Raw genomic sequence first — 19,012 nt, forward strand, 5'->3', positions numbered from 1 at the left:
CTAATCATAGGAAGCACCATGACTCCTCTAATTTCAGCAAACCAGTTAGAAGAAATCATTAATAGCGGTGAGAATGTATTGCTCTGTGATTGCCGCTTTGATTTAGTGGATCCACTGATTGGAAAAAAATCCTACGAAGAAAGCCATATCCCAGGCGCTATCTATGTTGATCTAGATAAAGACTTATCAGGACCTAAGACTGGCGCTAATGGTCGGCACCCTCTTCCAAGCCCAGAGGCATGGGCACAAACCAAAACCCGCCTAGGCATCAACCCAAATACGCTTGTGGTTGCCTATGACAAGCAAGGATCCGTTTACGCTAGCCGCCTTTGGTGGATGCTGAAAGCCACGGGGCATGCCAATGTTCGCGTACTGGACGGAGGATTGGATGCTTGGAATGGTCCAATGGGTAGCGTACCCAGGGCACCCGCCCCTTGCACCCAGAATATTGGTGTGATGCCATATGCTGGCCTCGTCTTAGTTGACGAAGTGTTTGGCAATCTACAAACCCAGAAAAACAAAATCCTCGATGCGCGCGCAGAAGACCGCTTCCATGGTCAAAATGAAACATTGGATCCCGTAGGCGGACATATTCCTGGCGCGATGAATCGCTTCTTTAAAAATAATCTCAATGCAACAGCATTCAAAACCCCAGAACAATTGTTCAAGGAGTTTTCAGAATTACTTGGCTCTATCAAGGCATCTGAAGTGATTCATCAATGTGGATCAGGTGTTACGGCTTGTCATAACTTACTAGCCATGGAACTCGCCGGATTTAAAGGTTCGCGCCTGTATGCTGGAAGTTGGAGTGAGTGGTGCGCAGACACCAAGAGGCCGGTAGAACTCTAAGCTTTATTAATGCAGCAGGGATAGCAGAATGACAAATCCTACGCCGCAAGCAATCAAGACTGTTTGACGTAAAGACTCTGCCCAGTGAGGGCGTCGGTGCATTTGCGGAATGAGATCACTCACCGCAATATAGATAAAGCTACTAGAAGCAATGACTAGCAAGTAAGGCATCGCTGCATGCGCACGCTCCAAGAAGAAGTAGGCAAGCACGCCACCCACCACTGCTGACAAGCCGCAGATAAAGTTATAAAGCAATGCGCGCGCACGAGAGAAGCCGGCATTGAGCAAGACAATGAAATCGCCAATCTCCTGAGGAATCTCATGAGCAATGATGGCAATGGCGGTGAAGATACCCACTTGGTAGTCAGCCATGAAAGCAGCAGCAATCAAGATACCATCCACAAAATTATGGATGCCATCACCGACCAAAATCATCCATCCGCTACGGCCTGCATTTTCAGCATCATGGCCATGATGGTGGTGGTGACCATCGCCCTCATGGTGATGATCGTGACGCAATAAAGCAATCTTCTCCAGCAAGAAGAAACCCAATAAGCCGGCAAGCAAAGTGGCAAATAAGAGTTGGGGTCTTGCACCTTCCATGCTAAATGCTTCAGGCAGCGAATGTAGCAATGCCGTTGCCAGCAAGATACCCACTGACAAGCTCACCATGTTGTTGACCATCTTTGAAAGCATGGGCAAAGAGCAGCTCGCAGCCACCAATACGCTAGCAGTACCCGCTAGCGCAGTAACCAAGAGGATGCTTTGTAAAACTGACATAAAGATTAAGCGACTCCGTTTTTCTTAAACCAGGCAATACATTTTTCCCAGCCGTCTTTTGCAGGACCCTCACGGTAGGTGGCGCGATAGTCTGCGTGGAAAGCGTGTGGCGCATCAGGATAAACCTCAAATTGACAAGCCTTAGCTACAGGATTTTTTGAGGCAGCCGCTAATGCAGCGCGCATTTGGTCAATACTCTCCAGCGAGATTCCAGTATCAGCAGCTCCGTATAAACCAAGTACCGGCGCCTTCAAGTCGGCCGCAATATCTACAGGATGACGTGGACTATTTTCTGTCTTCTCACCAATCAGACGACCATACCAAGCTACACCTGCACGCACTTGTGGCAAGGTTGCTGAAAGCCAAGTAATTCGGCCACCCCAGCAGAATCCAGTAACGCCAACTCTCTTGAGATCGCCACCATTTTTGCCAGCCCATACCAATGCAGCTTGCAAATCATTTAAAACTTGCGCATCCGGAGTTTTGGCTACGATATTTTGCTGAATCTCCGCAATCGTTCCATAAGTATTTGGGTCGCCTGCACGCGTAAAGAATTCTGGAGCAATCGCAAGATATCCCAACTTCGCAAAGCGTCTAGTCACATCAGCAATATATTCATGCACACCAAAAATTTCACTAACAACAATCACGATAGGTAAAGAGCCCTTCGACTTTTCTGGTCGAGAAACATATGCTGGCAACTGAAAGCTCCCAATCGAGATCATTTGCTCGCCAGCTTTGATGCCCTTGAAATCTGTTTCAATGGCTGCAGCCATCACAGGCTCCGATGCCGCTACAAAACCAACTCCAATAGCGGTTGCACCTAGAGCAGACGTCTTTATAAAATTGCGTCGACTGTTTTGAATATCTTTACTCATGGCTTTGTCTCCTTGTTTCTATTTTTTCGTTACTTCATCAAGCAATACTTAGTGAGCTTCTTCCCAATTATCGCCAATCCCAATACTAACTACCAAAGGCACCTTCAGATCGGCAACATGGCACATTAAATCAGGCAACTTTGCTTGCAGCAGCTCAATTTCATCCAAAGGTACATCAAAGACCAATTCATCGTGGACCTGAAGGAGCATTCTGGTTTTTAACTGTTCCTTTTCCAGCCAATCCTCAACAGCGATCATGGCCAGCTTAATTAAGTCTGCAGCGGTACCTTGCATTGGGGCATTGATTGCTGCACGCTCAGCACCCTGACGACGTGGTCCATTAGAACCTTTAATTTCTGGCAACCAAAGACGTCGACCAAAAACAGTCTCGACATAGCCATTCTCTCTAGCCTCAAGACGGGTACGCTCCATGTATTGAGCTACCCCTGGATAGCGATCAAAGTATTTGGCAATGTAATTTTGCGCAGCAGAACGCTCGATGCCCAAGTTACCCGCTAAACCAAAAGCACTCATGCCATAAATGAGTCCAAAGTTAATGACCTTGGCATAACGACGCTGCTCTGAGTTCACGTCATCCAAAGGAACGCCAAAGATTTCTGCAGCAGTAGCTTGGTGTACGTCTTTACCATCCCTAAATGCAGCTAGTAAGTTTTCATCTTCAGCAATGTGCGCCATGATGCGTAATTCAATTTGGGAATAATCGGCTGACAGTAATTTACAGCCATCCGCAGGAATAAACGCCTCTCGTATGCGTCGACCCTCTTCTGTGCGCACAGGAATATTTTGAATATTGGGGTCGCTTGATGCCAGGCGCCCCGTGACTGCCGTCGCTTGCGAGAAGTTCGTATGTACGCGCCCCGTCTTAGGGTCTGCCATGCGAGGGAGCTTCTCAATATAGGTCGACATTAGTTTTGCCAAACTACGATAGTCCAAGATGCGTGCTGGCAGTGGATAGTCTTCAGCCAGTTTCTGCAGCACCTCTTCGTCGGTAGAGGGCGCTCCAGACGGTGTCTTTTTAATCACCGGAAGCTCAAGCTGGCCAAATAGAATTTCTGCAATTTGTTTAGGCGACTGAATATTAAAAGGCTGACCTGCGAGCTTATGAATCTCACCCTCAAGCTCCAAAAGGCGCTTGCCTACCTGCTGCCCTTGTTTTGCAAGCAGCGCGGAATCAATCCGAATACCATTGCGCTCCATGATCCCAAGCACGCGCATGGCAGGCATCTCTACTTTTTCATAGATGTACTGCAGGCCTTGGTTTTCCTGGATCTGCGGCCATAACTCTAGGTGTAAGCGTAGGGTAATGTCAGCATCTTCAGCCGCATAGTCTGTCGCGATTTTGAGGTCAACCTGATCAAAACCAATCTGATGAACTCCTTTGCCACACACCTCTTCATAGCGGATAGTTTTCATGCCTAGGTGGCGCTCAGCTAAGCTATCCATATTGTGCGGAAGATGCGACTCGAGCACATAAGACTCAAGCAAGGTATCAAACGCGACCCCTTTTAGGGTGATGTCATAGTTTGCAAATATGTGAGCGTCGTACTTTAAGTTTTGACCCACTTTTAAATGTGTCACACTTTCCAACCAGGGCTTCATGCGAGCAAGCACTAAATCACGATCAAGTTGTGCCTCACCATTGCGATGTGCAACCGGGATATAACAAGCCTCACCTGGTTTAACAGATAAAGAAATGCCAACCAACTCTGCAGCGAGCGCATCCAAACTCGTAGTTTCAGTATCAACGGCTGTCAGTGAAGAAGATTCAATCTTCTTTAACCACCTCTCCAAACCTGCTTCATCGACCACACATTCATAGTGACGCTCGATAGCATCTTGTGAATCTCGCATCTCTTGCGATAAATCTTTTGTTGGTGAACTAGCAATAGTGCGGATCTTTTTTTCTGTCTCTATATTATTTTCTGTAGAGGCAATTGGAGTGCCAGCCAAATCAAAGCTTGCTGCCTCAGGGCCTTTATTCTCTGGGCTTGTGAGCTGTTTCTCGACATCGCGTAACCAAGTCTTAAATGCATAGCGATCAAATAACTCACGCAGCAAAGGCGCGTCCTCTGGCTTAGCATGCAGGTCATCTAAACCTGGCAAATGCGGTGATAAATCACAATCCGTTTTTACTGTAATGAGCTGGCGTGCTTGCGGAAGCCAAGGCAGAGTAGCGCGTAAGTTTTCACCAACCACACCCTTTACTTGATCTGCATTGGCCATCAAGTTATCAAGATTGCCAAATTCTGCCAACCATTTATTCGCGGTTTTTGGTCCAGCCTTTGGAACACCCGGCACGTTATCAACGGTGTCGCCGATGATGGATAAATAATCTACGATCAATTCAGGAGGAACGCCAAATTTTTCTTTCACGCCCTCAATATCTAACCTCTCATTTGTCATCGTATTAATGAGAGTGACGGAAGGATTTACTAATTGCGCTAAATCTTTGTCACCTGTAGAAATGATTGTTTCCCAACCAGCTTGCGTGGCTTGACAAGCCAAAGTGCCAATGACGTCATCAGCCTCAACACCCGAAACCATTAATACCGGCCAGCCTAGAGCTTTGACCATTGCATGGATGGGCTCAATTTGTTTGACCAAATCCTCTGGCATTGGGGAACGATGGGCTTTGTACTCCGAGTACATCTCGTCACGGAATGTCTTGCCCTTGGCATCAAAAACACAGGCTATATGGTCAGCCTTGAGTTCGGATCTGGCCCGGCGCATCATATTGACCATGCCATAAATAGCCCCTGTGGGCTCTCCAGCCCCATTTCTGAGGTCTGGCATGGCGTGGAAGGCGCGATAGAGGTAGCTAGAGCCGTCTACCAACAAGAGTCTATGTTTAGTCATACCGCAATCGTACAATCTAGTTGTGAATTGCCTACAGGTCTGGTTAAGGAACCGCCCGAGAGTAGGCTTAAAAAGGTGAAAAAATGCATTCTTTAATGAACTCGATTAGTCGCTCAATGGGCCAAAGCCTAGCTCTTATGAGCATTTTGGTGGTTTTTGGTCTTTTTGGAGCCACTTCTGCCCAAGCCCAGAATAACAGCCAAGCATTAAGCCCATCAGAATTAAACCGCATCAATAATCAACCGCTTGCCCCTGCGGTGAGCGCCTCTGGCGCAGTGAGTGCACCTGAGGCACGCAAGCCAAACTATCAATATAAAGATAAGAATGGCACTACAGTTACCGAGTACAGAGATGTCAATGCGCCAACGCAAGTGGACGTAAAAACCCCCTATACAAGTTACGAGATGGCGCCGCCTACATCCGTTATGCCTGGACCGCCAAAAGAAACAGATTTGATTAGCGTACCAAGCATCAGCATTCCTTTTAAATAATTTACGTACCCTGGTTTATGGCTGTATTTACTCCGATCGAACTTGCAGATATTTCCAATTGGATTTCTCAAGACTTTGATATTGGCCAAGCCAGTGAAATACGCGGCATTCATGGCGGTATCGAGAACTCAAACTTTTTCTTAGATACCACCAAAGATGGCAAGAAGCAGGAATATGTTTTAACCATCTTCGAAAGATTATCTGCCGAACAACTCCCGTTCTACCTTGAGTTGATGCGCCACTTGGCTAACAAAGGCATCCCCGTTCCCAAGCCACTTGAGAACAAGCAAGGCGAAATTCTCTTTACCCTCAAAGGCAAGCCAGCCGCCATCGTGACCAAGCTGCCAGGGCTTTCTAGACTTCAGCCAGAAACAAATCATTGTGCACTTGTTGGTGAAATGCTGGCGAAGATGCACTTAGCTGGCAAAGACTTTTCTAAGGCCCAAGAAAATCTTCGCAGTCTAGCTTGGTGGCAAAAAACAATCCCCTTAGTGCTTTCACATTTAAATACATCGCAAAAAGAGTTGCTCACTCATGAGCTGGCAACACAGGAGGCATTCTTTGCGTCAAGCAACTACGATGCCCTTCCGCAAGGGGCAAGTCATTGCGACTTATTTCGTGACAATGTCTTATTTGATCCAAAAGAATCTGCCGACCCATCCCAAGACCATCTGGGCGGCTTCTTCGATTTCTACTTCGCCGGAACTGATAAGTGGCTATTTGATGTTGCAGTCACCGCAAATGATTGGTGCCTTGCTGATAACAAACAAGATTTAGACCCTGCGCGTTTGGATGCTTTCATGAAGGCATATCAAGCGGTACGTCCACTAACCAAAGAGGAGCAAGCGAGTTGGCCACTCATGCTGCGCGCTGCCGCCTTACGTTTCTGGGTATCCAGATTGTGGGACTTTTACTTGCCGCGCGATGCACAGATGCTGACCCCTCATGACCCAGCCCACTTTGAGCGCATTCTCTTGAGTCGTCGCTGCTTATGAAACTCAATTCTGTAGAACCTAAGGATGGCTATACCTGGATTAGGCAAGGAATCTGGCTATTCAAGCAGAACCCCATTGGCTTTCTAATGCTGGTCTTTATGTATGTATTTGCCGCACAACTAGCGGTAATTATTCCGGTGATCGGTGTTTTTGTAGTTCTACTACTTACACCAACTCTAGCAGTTGGTTTTATGACCGCCTGTCGCCAAGCCATCCAAAAGGAACGTATCAGACCTATAGTGTATTTAGTGGCGTTGCAATCTGGCGTGATTGTGCGTAAAAGAATTCTGCAGCTAGGCTTGGTATATGCCGCCATGATTTTGCTCTTAAGTTTTATCTTAAGTCTATTGGTAGATTTTGAAATGCTTCTTCCGCTGATGACAAGCGATAAAACCATTACCCCTGAAGCGCTTCGCCAAGTGTATTTAGTTTTATTCTTTGGCGCTATGTTGTATGTGCCAGTAGCCATGTTGATGTGGTTTTCACCGATCCTGATTGCGTGGGCTGACATGTCAGTGCCCCAAGCACTCTTCTCAAGCTGCTTGGCATGCTGGACTAATAAGGGAGTCTTCTTTTTCTATCTGGCTATTTGGAGCGCGATTCTGATTGCTATTCCACTGACTGTAGGAATGATCTTTGACGCAATGGATTTAGGGCAAGCAGCATCTTTCATCATCGCCCCCATCTCTATGGCAGGTTTAACAGTGATGCACTGCTCTTTTTATGCGGCCTGGAAGGCCTGCTTTACAGAAGATGAAGTGGTTCTTTCAGCTTAGTTGATTAACAACTTAATCAATCGCAGCTAACTTCGCAATACTCAGTTGTAACCACTTAATGCCGTGACGTTTGAAATTGACTTGCGCACGCGCATCCGCATCTACGCCCTCTAACCCAGTCACACGACCCTCACCAAACTTGGTGTGAAATACGTTCTGCCCAATGGTGAATGGATAATTTCCACGCGGAGGAGAAGCCAATCTTTTCACCTCCATAGAGGCTGAGCCAACTCGCTTAGTTGGTCTTGGGTGTTCGGAGCCTGAATCAAAAAAGTCATTAGATTCGTATTCGCGTTGACGGGTATAGCCATCTTGCCAAGTGGATCCTGATCTTGAGTTGCCACCACCCCAACGAGCATCTCTCGCTTTGGGGGTGAGCCACTTTAAGGAATCAGATGGCAGCTCTTCTAAGAAGCGGGATGGCATGTTGTAGCGCACTTGACCATGCAACATCCGTGATTGCGTATGCGAGAGATATAAGCGCTCCTTGGCGCGTGTAATAGCAACGTACATTAAGCGACGTTCTTCTTCCAGGCCATTCTGCTCATTCACACTATTCTCGTGTGGGAATAAACCCTCTTCAAGGCCAGTAATAAACACAGATGTAAATTCCAGGCCTTTAGCAGAATGCACAGTCATCAGCTGGACTGCGTCTTGACCAGCTTGCGCCTGGTTATCCCCTGCCTCCAATGAAGCATGAGATAAAAAAGCCGCCAAAGGTGACACTTCGACAACACCTGGTGCATTCTCGCCGGGCAGCATGGCAGCCGCAGCATCTTGGCCATAACCTTCTTCTGCAATAAAGGCCGTTGCTGCGTTAATCAATTCTTGCAAGTTCTCAACGCGGTCTTGCCCCTCACGCTCTGAGAGGTAGTGCTGAATCAAGCCACTGTGCTGAATCACAAACTCAACTGTTTCTGGCAAAGTGTTGTGACGGGTAGCCTCACGCATGTGGTCTACCAGGCGCACAAATCCACCAAGCGCTGCACCAGCTTTACCTTCCAAAGTGGATGCCGCTAAATATAAAGAGCATTGCTGTGCTCTAGCAGCATCTTGCAGTGCTTCAATCGATCTTGCGCCAATACCGCGAGTTGGGAAATTTACAACTCGAGAGAATGAAGTGTCGTCATTTGGGTTCTCAAGCAAACGTAAATAAGCAAGTGCGTGTTTAATTTCAGCGCGCTCGAAGAAGCGTAAGCCACCATATACGCGATACGGAATACCCGCAGAAAATAATGCGTGCTCAATAATCCGAGACTGCGCATTACTGCGATAAAGCAAAGCCACTTCAGTACGTTTGATGCCGCTATTTACTAGGGCTTTAATTTCATCAACCAGCCATGCGGCCTCTGCGTGGTCACTTGGAGCCTCATAGATGCGGACCAGCTCGCCATGACCAGCATCGGTGCGCAGGTTTTTACCAAGACGCTCTGAGTTATTAGCAATCAAATGATTTGCGGTATCCAGAATATGTCCGTGTGAGCGATAGTTCTGCTCCAACTTCACCATTAAGGGGTGGTATTGCTTCTCATAAAGACGCATATTTTCTACGTCAGCGCCGCGGAATGCGTAAATACTTTGGTCATCATCACCAACTGCAAATACAGAGCTGCTACCCATACCGCTAACATTAATACGGCTTGCATCATGGCCTGATAACAATTTGAGCCATGCATATTGCAAAGCATTGGTATCTTGAAACTCATCAATCAGAATATGACGGAAACGCTCTTGGTAATGCGTCCGAATAGCTTCGCTGTGCTTGAGCAATTCATAACTGCGCAATAAGAGTTCAGCAAAATCCACTACGCCTTCACGCTGGCATTGCTCATCATATGCAGCATACAGTTGCGCCATCTTGGCTTGAAAGTCATCGCCGACTGACAAATCTTTTGCACGTTGACCGCGTTCTTTGGCGTGGGCAATAAAGTATTGCAACTGCTTGGCCGGATACTTTTCATCATCAACCTTTAAGCCCTTTAATAAACGCTTAATCGCAGAGAGTTGATCCTGTGTATCCAGAATCTGGAAAGTTGACGGTAGACCCGCCTCTTTGTGATGTGCTCGCAATAAACGGTTGCAAAGACCGTGAAAGGTGCCAATCCACATACCCCGGGTATTAATCGGCAACATTGCACTTAAGCGCAACATCATCTCTTTGGCGGCTTTATTGGTAAAGGTCACCGCCAGGACGCCAATAGGGGATACCTGACCGGTCTGAATCAACCAGGCTATACGGGTGGTGAGGACGCGGGTCTTGCCGCTCCCTGCCCCAGCCAAAATCAAGGCTGATTGGGCTTGGCCATTTTCATTAACGGGCGGGAGGGTCACTGCCTCGCGCTGTTCTGGATTGAGGTTCGCGAGCAAGTCTGAGTACATCAGCCCAATTATAATTTGCCTCTTATGCCAAATGCCTCAAATACCCCTAATTCACCAGCGGCCAGCTCAGCGGACGAGCTCGCCAAATCCTATGAACCCGCCCCGATAGAGGCCTACTGGGGTCCAGAGTGGGAACGCCGGGGTATTGCTGATTCCACTATAGATGAGGGTAAGGGTGATTTTTCTATTCAGCTGCCCCCACCAAATGTGACGGGCACCCTCCATATGGGTCACGCCTTTAATCAAACCATCATGGATGGCTTAGTGCGTCATGCTCGTATGACAGGTAAAAATACCCTGTGGGTACCTGGCACCGATCACGCCGGTATCGCTACCCAGATTGTTGTTGAACGCCAACTTGATGCGCAAAAAATTTCCCGCCATGACCTCGGTCGTGAAAAGTTTTTAGAAAAAGTATGGGAGTGGAAAGAAACTTCCGGCAATACGATCACCAGACAAATTCGTCGCCTAGGCGCGTCGATCGACTGGGGAAAAGAATATTTCACAATGGACAGCAAGATGTCCAAAGCAGTGGTGGAAGTATTTGTCCGCTTACACGAGCAAGGCTTAATTTATCGCGGCAAACGTTTGGTTAACTGGGATCCCGTTTTAGGTACCGCAGTTTCTGACTTAGAAGTGGTAAGCGAAGAAGAAGATGGCTCAATGTGGCACATCCGCTATCCATTGGCCGATGGCTCCGGTCACTTAACGGTTGCTACTACTCGCCCAGAAACCTTGCTGGGTGACGTTGCCGTCATGGTGAACCCAGAAGATGAGCGCTATAAACACCTTATTGGTAAGTCAGTGAATTTGCCATTATGTGATCGCCAGATTCCGGTGATTGCTGATGACTACGTTGATTTGAACTTTGGCACTGGCGTTGTAAAAGTAACTCCTGCACATGACTTCAACGACTACGCAGTAGGCCAACGCCATCAATTACCACTCATTAACATCCTGACTTTAGATGCCAAAATTAATGAGAATGCTCCAGCGGCATACCAGGGCATGGAACGTTTTGCAGCACGCAAACAAGTTGTTGCTGACTTAGACGCTGCCGGCTTATTAGAAAAAGTTCAGCCGCATAAATTAATGGTGCCACGCGGTGACCGCACCCAAACCATCATTGAGCCAATGCTCACTGATCAATGGTTTGTGGCGATGTCTAAGCCGAGTCCAGACAACAAGTATCAACCTGGTTCATCCATTGCTGGTGCAGCATTAGACGCCGTCACTAAGGGTGATATCAAGTTGGTTCCAGAAAACTGGATTAACACTTATACCCAGTGGCTAGAAAATATTCAGGACTGGTGCATCTCTCGCCAACTCTGGTGGGGTCACCAAATCCCAGCTTGGTATGGTGACGATGGCCAGATATTTGTGGCACGGTCAGAAGACGAAGCCAAGGCTAAAGCTACCACTGCAGGCTATACCGGCAAACTCAACCGCGATCCCGATGTACTAGATACCTGGTTTAGCTCTGCCCTTGTGCCATTTAGCTCGTTGGGCTGGCCAGAAGAAACGCCCGCCCTTAACCATTTTTTACCTTCATCTGTTCTGGTTACGGGTTTTGACATCATCTTCTTCTGGGTGGCGCGCATGGTCATGATGACTTGCCACTTCACCGGAAAAGTGCCGTTTCATACCGTTTATGTTCACGGCTTAGTGCGTGACGCCGAAGGACAGAAAATGAGTAAGTCCAAAGGCAACACTTTGGACCCAATCGATTTGATTGACGGCATCAAGATTGAGGAGTTGGTAGGCAAAAGAACTACTGGCCTCATGAATCCAAAGCAAGCTGAGAGCATCAGCAAGAAAACTAAAAAAGAATTTCCGGATGGCATTCCGGCATTTGGTACAGATGCCCTGCGCTTTACTTTTGCATCTTTAGCCTCGCTTGGCCGCAACATCAACTTTGATCAAAAGCGTTGTGAAGGCTATCGCAATTTCTGCAACAAACTGTGGAACGCGACTCGCTTTGTCCTCATGAACTGCTCTGGCAGCGATGAGGACAATGGTTTGGCGCCGTGCGATAACCAATGCGGTCCTGAAGGTTATTTAGACTTTTCGCCTGCAGATAAATGGATCGTCTCTCAACTCCAAAGAACTGAGGCTGATGTTGCCAAAGGCTTTGAGAACTATCGCTTTGACAATATCGCCAGCAGCATTTACCAATTTGTCTGGGATGAGTATTGCGATTGGTACTTAGAGCTTGCTAAGGTACAACTACAAACCGGCACACCAGCGCAACAACGCGCTACTCGCCGCACCTTGTTGCGTGTTCTGGAAACGATATTACGTATGGCGCATCCATTGATCCCATTTATTACTGAAACACTATGGCAAACGGTTGGGCCTAAGTCTGGAAAAGAATTAGCCAAACAAACTAAGCAGACAATTGCACTCCAACCCTACCCTATCTCTCAGCCTGAAAAGATTGATGAGCAGAGTGAAGCCTGGGTAGCGCAGATCAAAGCGATTGTGGATGCTTGCCGTAACCTACGTGGTGAGATGCAAGTTCCTCCAGGTCAAAAAGTGCCACTCTGGATTTTTGGACCACAAGCTTTCCTAGAAAAGGCCACACCTTATCTCATGGCACTGGCCAAGTTAACGGAAGTCAAAATCTACGCCGATGAGTCCGCCTTAGAAAAAGATGCTCCAGGCGCACCAATCGCTCTAGTAGGCGATATCAAGCTGCTTCTGAAGATTGAGGTAGATGTTGCTGCTGAGCGCATCCGCCTTGGCAAGGAAATTGAGCGCTTAGCGAACGAAATCAACAAAGCTAAGGGCAAATTGACCAATGAAAGCTTTGTAGCGCGAGCCCCAGCTGAGGTAGTTACCCAAGAAAAACAACGCCTTGCAGGCTTTGAGCAAAACCATGAGAAGCTTGTTGCACAATTAGAGCGTCTTAAATAAATACCAGCCAAAAAGCGATTGGAAGCAATATGCCATTAAGCACCAAAGCAGTTACCAAAGCGGTCTTCCCAGTTGCAGGCTTGGGTACTCGCTTCTTGCCAGCAACCAAGGCAAGTCCTAAAGAGATGCTCAATGTAGTCGATAAGCCGCTCATTCAATACGCTGTTGAAGAAGCCATTGCCGCCGGCATTACAGAAATGATTTTTGTTACCGGCCGCAGCAAGCGCGCTATTGAAGATCACTTTGATAAAGCCTATGAATTAGAAGCTGAGCTCGAAGCCAAAAATAAGCAGGCTCTTCTGGATATTGTTCGCAGCGTTAAACCAAGCCATGTAGATTGCGTCTATGTTCGTCAACCTGAAGCCCTCGGCTTAGGACATGCTGTTTTATGTGCTGAAAAGTTGGTGCGTGACGAACCATTCGCCATTATTTTGGCTGATGATTTATTGGATGGCCAACCACCTGTACTCAAGCAAATGCTCAAAGTATTTGAAGAGCAAAATGGTTCAGTAGTTGCGGTAGAAAAAATTGACCCTGCAAAGAGCAGCTCTTACGGCATCGTTTCAGGGGATGAGGTTGCCAAAGGCATCTACCGTTTAAACGGCATTGTAGAAAAGCCTCAACCAAAGGATGCCCCCTCAAACCTTGCTGTTGTTGGGCGCTACGTTCTCTCCTCCGATATCTTTAGCCATATTCGCAATCTCAAGCCTGGTGCTGGCGGCGAGATCCAACTGACTGATGCGATCGCCTCTTTACTAAAAGAAGAGCCGGTATTTGCATATGAGTACGATGGTGTGCGCTATGACTGTGGCAGCAAGCTTGGCTATCTCAAGGCATCAGTTGAGTTTGCCCTGCGTCACCCTGAAGTATCGGCCGACTTTGCCGCCTACCTCAAAAGCCGCTCTTTAACGTAATCGTTTTCAGCTGAAATAAAAAAGGCAGAGATTCGTCTCTGCCTTTTGTTTTGGTGATCACCGTTTGAATCCGCCACTAAGAATGGCGATGAATTTGCTAACTACCTACGTTTCATAAAGAAAACCAAAACATCGCCCTCAGTAGTGCTTGCAAGCAACTCGTTACCGGTTTGCTTAGCAAAGGCAGGAAAGTCGTGGGCAGCGCCCGCATCTGTAGCCTTGATTTTTAAGACTTCGCCCGACTGCATAGTGGCCAAAGCTTTTTTGGTGCGCAGAATCGGCAATGGGCAGTTCATTCCAATGGCGTCTACTTCTGCATTAAAGGCAATGTTGATTGCTTCACTCATTTGGCTGCTACCCAGTCTTTTACGCCAGCCAAAGCAGCGCCTAACTTACTTGGATCCGTTCCGCCAGCCATCGCCATTTCTGGTTTGCCGCCACCTTTGCCACCCACTTGTTGAGCTACAAAGTTCACGAGATCGCCCGCCTTTACTTTGCCAATAGAGTCTGCTGTAACGCCAGCAATCAAACTAACCTTATCGCCTTGAACAGATGCCAGCACAATAGCGGCAGTTTTCAGCTTTGCTTTTAATGCGTCCATAGTTTCACGAAGGACACCAGCATCAGCGCCATCCATACGAGCAGCAAGCACTTTGATGCCATTGACATCCACTGCCTGGCCGGCTAACTCGTCACCTTGGCTTGCAGCTAACTTCGAGTTCACTTTTTCTAATTCACGCTCAGCTTGACGCAGACTCTCTTGGAGCTGCGCTACACGATTTACTAAATCCCCTGGATGGGTTTTCAGAATCGCTGCAGCCTCATTGATCTTGTCTTCCAAGCCTTGCAAGAAGTGCAATGCATTGCTGCCTGTTACGGCCTCAACACGGCGGATGCCAGCAGCGACACCACCCTCAGAAACAATCTTCAAGCTACCAATATCACCCGTACGAGACACGTGCGTACCGCCACATAATTCTTTAGAAGAACCAATCTCTAGAACGCGTACTTCATCGCCGTACTTCTCGCCAAATAGCATCATGGCGCCAGTCTTTTGTGCGTCGTCCAATGACATCACCTTGCCTGAAGTCGCTGTATTTTCAAGAATCTCCTGATTCACAATATCTTCAATGCGACGAATTTGTTCTGCAGTAATTGGCGCATTGTGCGTAAAGTCAAAACGGGTCTTAGTGGCATCTACTAAGGAACCTTTTTGTTGCACATGATCGCCCAACACTTCACGCAATGCTTTATGCAAAATATGTGTAGCGCTGTGGTTGCGCATCGTATCGGTTCTTTGCTGCGTATCTACTAATGCATTGAGGACATCACCCACCTTGAGCTCGCCCTCAAGAACTTCACCCTGATGACCAAACACGTCGGCCTGGATCTTGAAAGTGTCTTCTACGGCAAAACGGATGCTTTCATTGCGAAGTTCGCCTTTATCGCCAACCTGGCCGCCAGATTCAGCGTAGAAAGGGGTGTTATCCAGAACAATCACGGCAGAATCGCCAGCCTTAACTGATGGGACGGCTGAACCATCCACATACAGGGCCGTCACTTTGGCGCCTTCATGTTTTAGGGTGTCATAGCCATGGAACTGGGTTGGCTGGCCCTTGTAATCCAAGCCCTGGGCAACTTTGAACTTACCGGCAGCTCTTGCTTGATCGCGCTGCTTTTGCATGGCCACTTCAAAGCCATCTGCATCAACAGTCACACCGCGCTCGCGACAAACGTCAGCCGTTAAATCCAATGGGAAACCAAAAGTGTCATGTAAGCGGAATGCCGTCTCACCATCGACCACTTTTGCACCACCTGCCAAAGCACCATCCAAAATTTCCATACCATTAGCAATCGTTTGGAAGAAGCGCTCTTCTTCTTGCTTGATTACTTCACTGACTTTATCTTGTGCGGCACGCAATTCTGGGTAAGCATCACCCATTTCTTTTACAAGCGCAGGGACTAATTGATAGAAGAATGGTTTACGTGCACCTAACTTGTAACCGTGACGAATCGCACGACGTGCAATACGACGCAGTACATAACCACGACCAGCATTACCAGGAATGACGCCATCTACAACAATGAAACTGCATGCGCGAATATGATCGGCAATCACCTTCAGTGAGGGGCTGCTCGCATCACAGTTCTCGCCACCAGCAGCATCCACCGCCTCCTTGGAAGCCTTGAGGAGATTGACGAAGAGGTCAATCTCATAGTTAGAGTGAACATGCTGCAAGACAGCTGCAATACGCTCTAGACCCATCCCCGTATCAACGCTTGGTTTTGGCAGAGGATGCATCACACCCGCTTCATCGCGGTTGAACTGCATGAACACGTTATTCCAAATTTCGATAAAGCGATCACCATCTTCATCTGGACTTCCAGGAGGACCGCCAGGAATATGATCACCGTGATCGTAAAAAATTTCTGTACAAGGTCCGCAGGGACCTGTGTCGCCCATCATCCAAAAATTATCTGATGCATAACGAGCGCCTTTGTTATCGCCGATACGAACAATGCGATCAGCAGGCACACCGATTTGCTTATTCCAAATTTCATAAGCCTCATCGTCTTCGGCGTACACCGTTACCAAGAGTTTTTCTTTGGGCAACTTAAATACTTGAGTCAATAAATCCCAAGCAAATTGAATCGCATCCTTTTTGAAATAGTCCCCAAAGGAGAAATTACCCAGCATTTCAAAAAAGGTATGGTGGCGGGCTGTATAGCCCACGTTATCCAAATCATTGTGTTTGCCGCCGGCTCGGATGCACTTTTGGGCGGTGGTGGCGCGGTTATAAGAGCGCTTATCAAAGCCCAAAAACACGTCTTTAAACTGGTTCATGCCCGCATTCGTAAATAGCAGGGTGGGGTCATCCCCCGGCACTACTGGGCTGGATGGGACGATTTGGTGGCCTTTTTGGGCAAAGAAATCCAGGTACGCCTGGCGAATTTGGGAGACTTTCATGGCAATAATTATCGCATTGGCACTAGCCTAGGGCAAACGCTAGACAAGAAGACCTAAACCTGCCTTACAATCCCACAACATCAATAAAATCGGCATTCAAGTCGACAAACAAGGAGAGCAACTTGAAAATTCGCAATCAACGGGATTTTGGGGCCGGAATCATGTACATGGTTATTGGCCTCTTTTTCGCCATTATGGCTACTCAGTACCCAATGGGCACTGCTGCCAAAATGGGCCCCGGCTATTTCCCATTCTTTTTGGGCATCCTAATGGCCTTATTGGGCGTATTGGTTTTAGTTCAGTCACTGAGTGCAAAAGCTGCAATTGAAAGCATCCCAAAATTTAACTGGCGCATCATTGCCCAGATCACTGGTTCGGTAGTGCTTTACGGCTTGCTTTTACCTCGCTTAGGCTTCTTGATCGCTGTAGTTGTTCTGGTATTGGTATCAGCAAGTGCTAGCAAAGAATTCACCTGGAAGGGCTCATTAATTAATGCTGGCTTCCTCGTTGCATTTACTTATTCAGTGTTTGTGTTGGGTCTGAAACTTCAGTTCCCACTCCTGCCTGTATTCCTACAACAATAACGAACCGGGACTCTGAAAAATGGATTTATTTGCTAACTTAGCTCTCGGTTTTGATACCGCGTTCACATTACAAAACCTCCTTTACTGCCTTATCGGTTGTATCCTGGGAACCTTGATTGGCGTATTGCCAGGCCTTGGCCCAATCGCAACGATTGCAATGTTGTTGCCAGCTACCTACGCATTGCCTCCGATTGCTGCCTTGATTATGTTGGCTGGTATTTATTACGGCTCACAGTACGGCGGCTCTACAACAGCAATTTTGTTGAATATTCCGGGGGAGACGTCGTCGGTGGTGACCGCGATCGATGGCTACCAAATGGCCCGCAATGGTCGAGCTGGTGTTGCGCTCTTTACCGCTGGTATGGGCTCATTCTTCGCAGGTTGCGTTGCGACTTTGGTATTGGCTGCTTTTGCTGCCCCACTCTCACAACTCGCATTTAAGTTTGGTCCTGCTGAATACTTCTCCTTGATGGTCTTAGGTTTAATCGGTGCGGTTGTACTGGCATCAGGCTCTTTGATCAAGGCGATTGGCATGATCATCTTGGGTCTCTTGATGGGTTTGATCGGTACTGACGTGAACTCTGGTGTATCTCGCTATGCGTTTGATATCCCTGAATTGAGTGACGGTATCGGCTTCGTAGCTGTTGCGATGGGTGTATTCGGTTTCGCAGAAATCATGGGCAACCTTGAAAAGACTGGCGAAGACGAAGGCTTCCTCAACAAACTCACCAGCATGGTTCCTACCAAGACCGACGTGAAGCGCATGATTCCCTCAATCTTGCGCGGCACCACTATTGGCTCTATCTTGGGCATCCTGCCAGGCGGCGGCGCAGCTTTGGCAGCGTTTGGTGCTTACTCGGTTGAGAAAAAATCGTCTAAGTACAGCCATGAATTTGGTAAGGGTGCGATTGAGGGTGTTGCAGGTCCAGAAGCAGCAAATAACGCTGCAGCTCAAACCTCATTCATCCCATTGCTCACATTAGGTATCCCACCAAATGCTGTGATGGCTTTGATGGTTGGCGCGATGACTATTCACAACATCCAGCCAGGCCCACAAGTAATGACTAGCAATCCAGCACTCTTCTGGGGTCTGATTGCTTCTATGTGGATCGGTAACGTGATGTTGATCCTCTTGAACCTGCCTTTGATTGGTATCTGGGTAAAGCTCTTGAAGATTCCTTATCGCTTCCTCTACCCAGCCATTTTGGTGTTCTGCTGTATTGGTGTGTACACCGTGAACAACACTGTATTTGACGTTTATGTAACAGCAGGTTTCGGCTTGATTGGTTACCTATTCTTCAAACTCGGTTGCGAACCTCCTCCATTGCTTTTGGGTTTCGTGCTCGGACCAATGATGGAAGAGAACTTCCGTCGCGCCCTACTACTATCCCGTGGCGACTTCTCCACCTTTGTAACCCGCCCACTTTCCTTAGGCCTGCTGATCGCAGCAGCCCTCTTGGTAGTGATCGTGGCCTTGCCAGCAGTGAAGAAGACTCGCGAAGAGGCTTTCGTAGAGGATTAATTCTCACGAACTCCCCAGAAACAAGCCCGCAGCAGTTTGCGGGCTTTTTCTTTATAGGCCACAGGGTTTTCTCTACAATGTGG

14 protein-coding genes are annotated in these 19,012 nt (G+C 47.8%); 8 read left to right on the forward strand and 6 right to left on the reverse strand.

Annotated features, from left to right (window positions below):
- The first annotated feature begins 18 nt into the window (after nt 1-18).
- Complete coding sequence (locus C2745_RS07855) at nt 19-849, forward strand: sulfurtransferase (RefSeq protein WP_215383994.1); 831 nt, start codon at nt 19-21, stop codon at nt 847-849.
- A 6-nt stretch (nt 850-855) separates the two neighbouring features.
- Here C2745_RS07855 and C2745_RS07860 read toward each other — a convergent pair whose 3' ends face one another.
- From C2745_RS07860 to polA, 3 genes are read right to left on the reverse strand one after another with little or no spacing between them, the layout of a single operon-like run.
- Nucleotides 856-1,629, reverse strand: coding sequence for a ZIP family metal transporter (locus tag C2745_RS07860; RefSeq protein WP_215383996.1), 774 nt, complete (start codon nt 1,627-1,629; stop codon nt 856-858).
- A gap of 5 nt (nt 1,630-1,634) precedes the next feature.
- Nucleotides 1,635-2,507 carry a dienelactone hydrolase family protein gene (locus C2745_RS07865; protein ID WP_215383997.1) on the reverse strand — a complete coding sequence of 291 codons (873 nt, stop codon included), beginning with the start codon at nt 2,505-2,507 and terminating at the stop codon, nt 1,635-1,637.
- 48 nt (nt 2,508-2,555) lie between these two features.
- A complete protein-coding gene (polA, locus tag C2745_RS07870) occupies nt 2,556-5,384 on the reverse strand; it encodes a DNA polymerase I (RefSeq protein ID WP_215383999.1) in 2,829 nt (942 codons plus the stop codon).
- A 95-nt stretch (nt 5,385-5,479) separates the two neighbouring features.
- Between polA and C2745_RS07875 the strand changes: the two genes are divergently transcribed.
- Genes C2745_RS07875 through C2745_RS07885 form a run of 3 tightly spaced genes read left to right on the forward strand, consistent with a single transcriptional unit; the run spans nt 5,480 to nt 7,646 of the window.
- The gene (locus C2745_RS07875) at nt 5,480-5,875 is read left to right on the forward strand and encodes a hypothetical protein (protein WP_251368317.1); all 396 of its coding nucleotides are present in this window, start codon (nt 5,480-5,482) and stop codon (nt 5,873-5,875) included.
- A gap of 17 nt (nt 5,876-5,892) precedes the next feature.
- Nucleotides 5,893-6,870: a homoserine kinase gene (locus C2745_RS07880; protein ID WP_215384003.1), complete on the forward strand. Its 978-nt coding sequence runs from the start codon at nt 5,893-5,895 to the stop codon at nt 6,868-6,870.
- Nucleotides 6,867-7,646 carry a BPSS1780 family membrane protein gene (locus tag C2745_RS07885; protein WP_215384005.1) on the forward strand — a complete coding sequence of 260 codons (780 nt, stop codon included), beginning with the start codon at nt 6,867-6,869 and terminating at the stop codon, nt 7,644-7,646. The genes C2745_RS07880 and C2745_RS07885 overlap by 4 nt, the downstream gene beginning before the upstream one ends.
- Before the next feature lie 12 nt (nt 7,647-7,658).
- Here C2745_RS07885 and C2745_RS07890 read toward each other — a convergent pair whose 3' ends face one another.
- Nucleotides 7,659-10,025: a UvrD-helicase domain-containing protein gene (locus C2745_RS07890; RefSeq protein WP_215384007.1), complete on the reverse strand. Its 2,367-nt coding sequence runs from the start codon at nt 10,023-10,025 to the stop codon at nt 7,659-7,661.
- Between the two features lie 24 nt (nt 10,026-10,049).
- On the opposite strand from C2745_RS07890, the gene C2745_RS07895 reads away from it, so the two are divergent.
- The gene (locus tag C2745_RS07895; protein ID WP_215384014.1) at nt 10,050-12,941 is read left to right on the forward strand and encodes a valine--tRNA ligase; all 2,892 of its coding nucleotides are present in this window, start codon (nt 10,050-10,052) and stop codon (nt 12,939-12,941) included.
- A 29-nt stretch (nt 12,942-12,970) separates the two neighbouring features.
- Nucleotides 12,971-13,855, forward strand: a complete 885-nt coding sequence (gene galU / locus C2745_RS07900; protein WP_215384016.1) for a UTP--glucose-1-phosphate uridylyltransferase GalU — start codon at nt 12,971-12,973, stop codon at nt 13,853-13,855.
- 101 nt (nt 13,856-13,956) lie between these two features.
- On the opposite strand, the gene C2745_RS07905 is transcribed toward galU, so the two are convergent.
- Nucleotides 13,957-14,202 (reverse strand): sulfurtransferase TusA family protein, encoded by a 246-nt coding sequence (locus C2745_RS07905; RefSeq protein WP_371742983.1) that lies wholly within the window; start codon nt 14,200-14,202, stop codon nt 13,957-13,959.
- A complete protein-coding gene (gene alaS, locus C2745_RS07910; protein ID WP_215384018.1) occupies nt 14,199-16,823 on the reverse strand; it encodes an alanine--tRNA ligase in 2,625 nt (874 codons plus the stop codon). The genes C2745_RS07905 and alaS overlap by 4 nt, the downstream gene beginning before the upstream one ends.
- A gap of 122 nt (nt 16,824-16,945) precedes the next feature.
- Between alaS and C2745_RS07915 the strand changes: the two genes are divergently transcribed.
- Both C2745_RS07915 and C2745_RS07920 read left to right on the forward strand, forming a co-directional pair.
- Entirely contained in the window at nt 16,946-17,407 is a 462-nt protein-coding gene (locus C2745_RS07915) for a tripartite tricarboxylate transporter TctB family protein (protein ID WP_215384020.1), read from the forward strand.
- Between the two features lie 19 nt (nt 17,408-17,426).
- Nucleotides 17,427-18,929 carry a tripartite tricarboxylate transporter permease gene (locus C2745_RS07920; RefSeq protein WP_215384022.1) on the forward strand — a complete coding sequence of 501 codons (1,503 nt, stop codon included), beginning with the start codon at nt 17,427-17,429 and terminating at the stop codon, nt 18,927-18,929.
- Nucleotides 18,930-19,012: the final 83 nt, after the last annotated feature.

The organism is Polynucleobacter sp. AP-Kolm-20A-A1 (assembly GCF_018688315.1).
In the GTDB taxonomy this organism is placed as follows: Bacteria; Pseudomonadota; Gammaproteobacteria; order Burkholderiales; family Burkholderiaceae; genus Polynucleobacter.

Bases quoted from the DNA above. Each gene is read 5' to 3' on its own strand.
- C2745_RS07855 (WP_215383994.1), top strand. From the start codon at position 19: ATGACTCCTCTAATTTCAGCAAACCAGTTAGAAGAAATCATTAATAGC.
- C2745_RS07860 (WP_215383996.1), bottom strand. From the start codon at position 1,629: ATGTCAGTTTTACAAAGCATCCTCTTGGTTACTGCGCTAGCGGGTACT.
- C2745_RS07865 (WP_215383997.1), bottom strand. From the start codon at position 2,507: ATGAGTAAAGATATTCAAAACAGTCGACGCAATTTTATAAAGACGTCT.
- polA (WP_215383999.1), bottom strand. From the start codon at position 5,384: ATGACTAAACATAGACTCTTGTTGGTAGACGGCTCTAGCTACCTCTAT.
- C2745_RS07875 (WP_251368317.1), top strand. From the start codon at position 5,480: ATGAACTCGATTAGTCGCTCAATGGGCCAAAGCCTAGCTCTTATGAGC.
- C2745_RS07880 (WP_215384003.1), top strand. From the start codon at position 5,893: ATGGCTGTATTTACTCCGATCGAACTTGCAGATATTTCCAATTGGATT.
- C2745_RS07885 (WP_215384005.1), top strand. From the start codon at position 6,867: ATGAAACTCAATTCTGTAGAACCTAAGGATGGCTATACCTGGATTAGG.
- C2745_RS07890 (WP_215384007.1), bottom strand. From the start codon at position 10,025: ATGTACTCAGACTTGCTCGCGAACCTCAATCCAGAACAGCGCGAGGCA.
- C2745_RS07895 (WP_215384014.1), top strand. From the start codon at position 10,050: ATGCCAAATGCCTCAAATACCCCTAATTCACCAGCGGCCAGCTCAGCG.
- galU (WP_215384016.1), top strand. From the start codon at position 12,971: ATGCCATTAAGCACCAAAGCAGTTACCAAAGCGGTCTTCCCAGTTGCA.
- C2745_RS07905 (WP_371742983.1), bottom strand. From the start codon at position 14,202: ATGAGTGAAGCAATCAACATTGCCTTTAATGCAGAAGTAGACGCCATT.
- alaS (WP_215384018.1), bottom strand. From the start codon at position 16,823: ATGAAAGTCTCCCAAATTCGCCAGGCGTACCTGGATTTCTTTGCCCAA.
- C2745_RS07920 (WP_215384022.1), top strand. From the start codon at position 17,427: ATGGATTTATTTGCTAACTTAGCTCTCGGTTTTGATACCGCGTTCACA.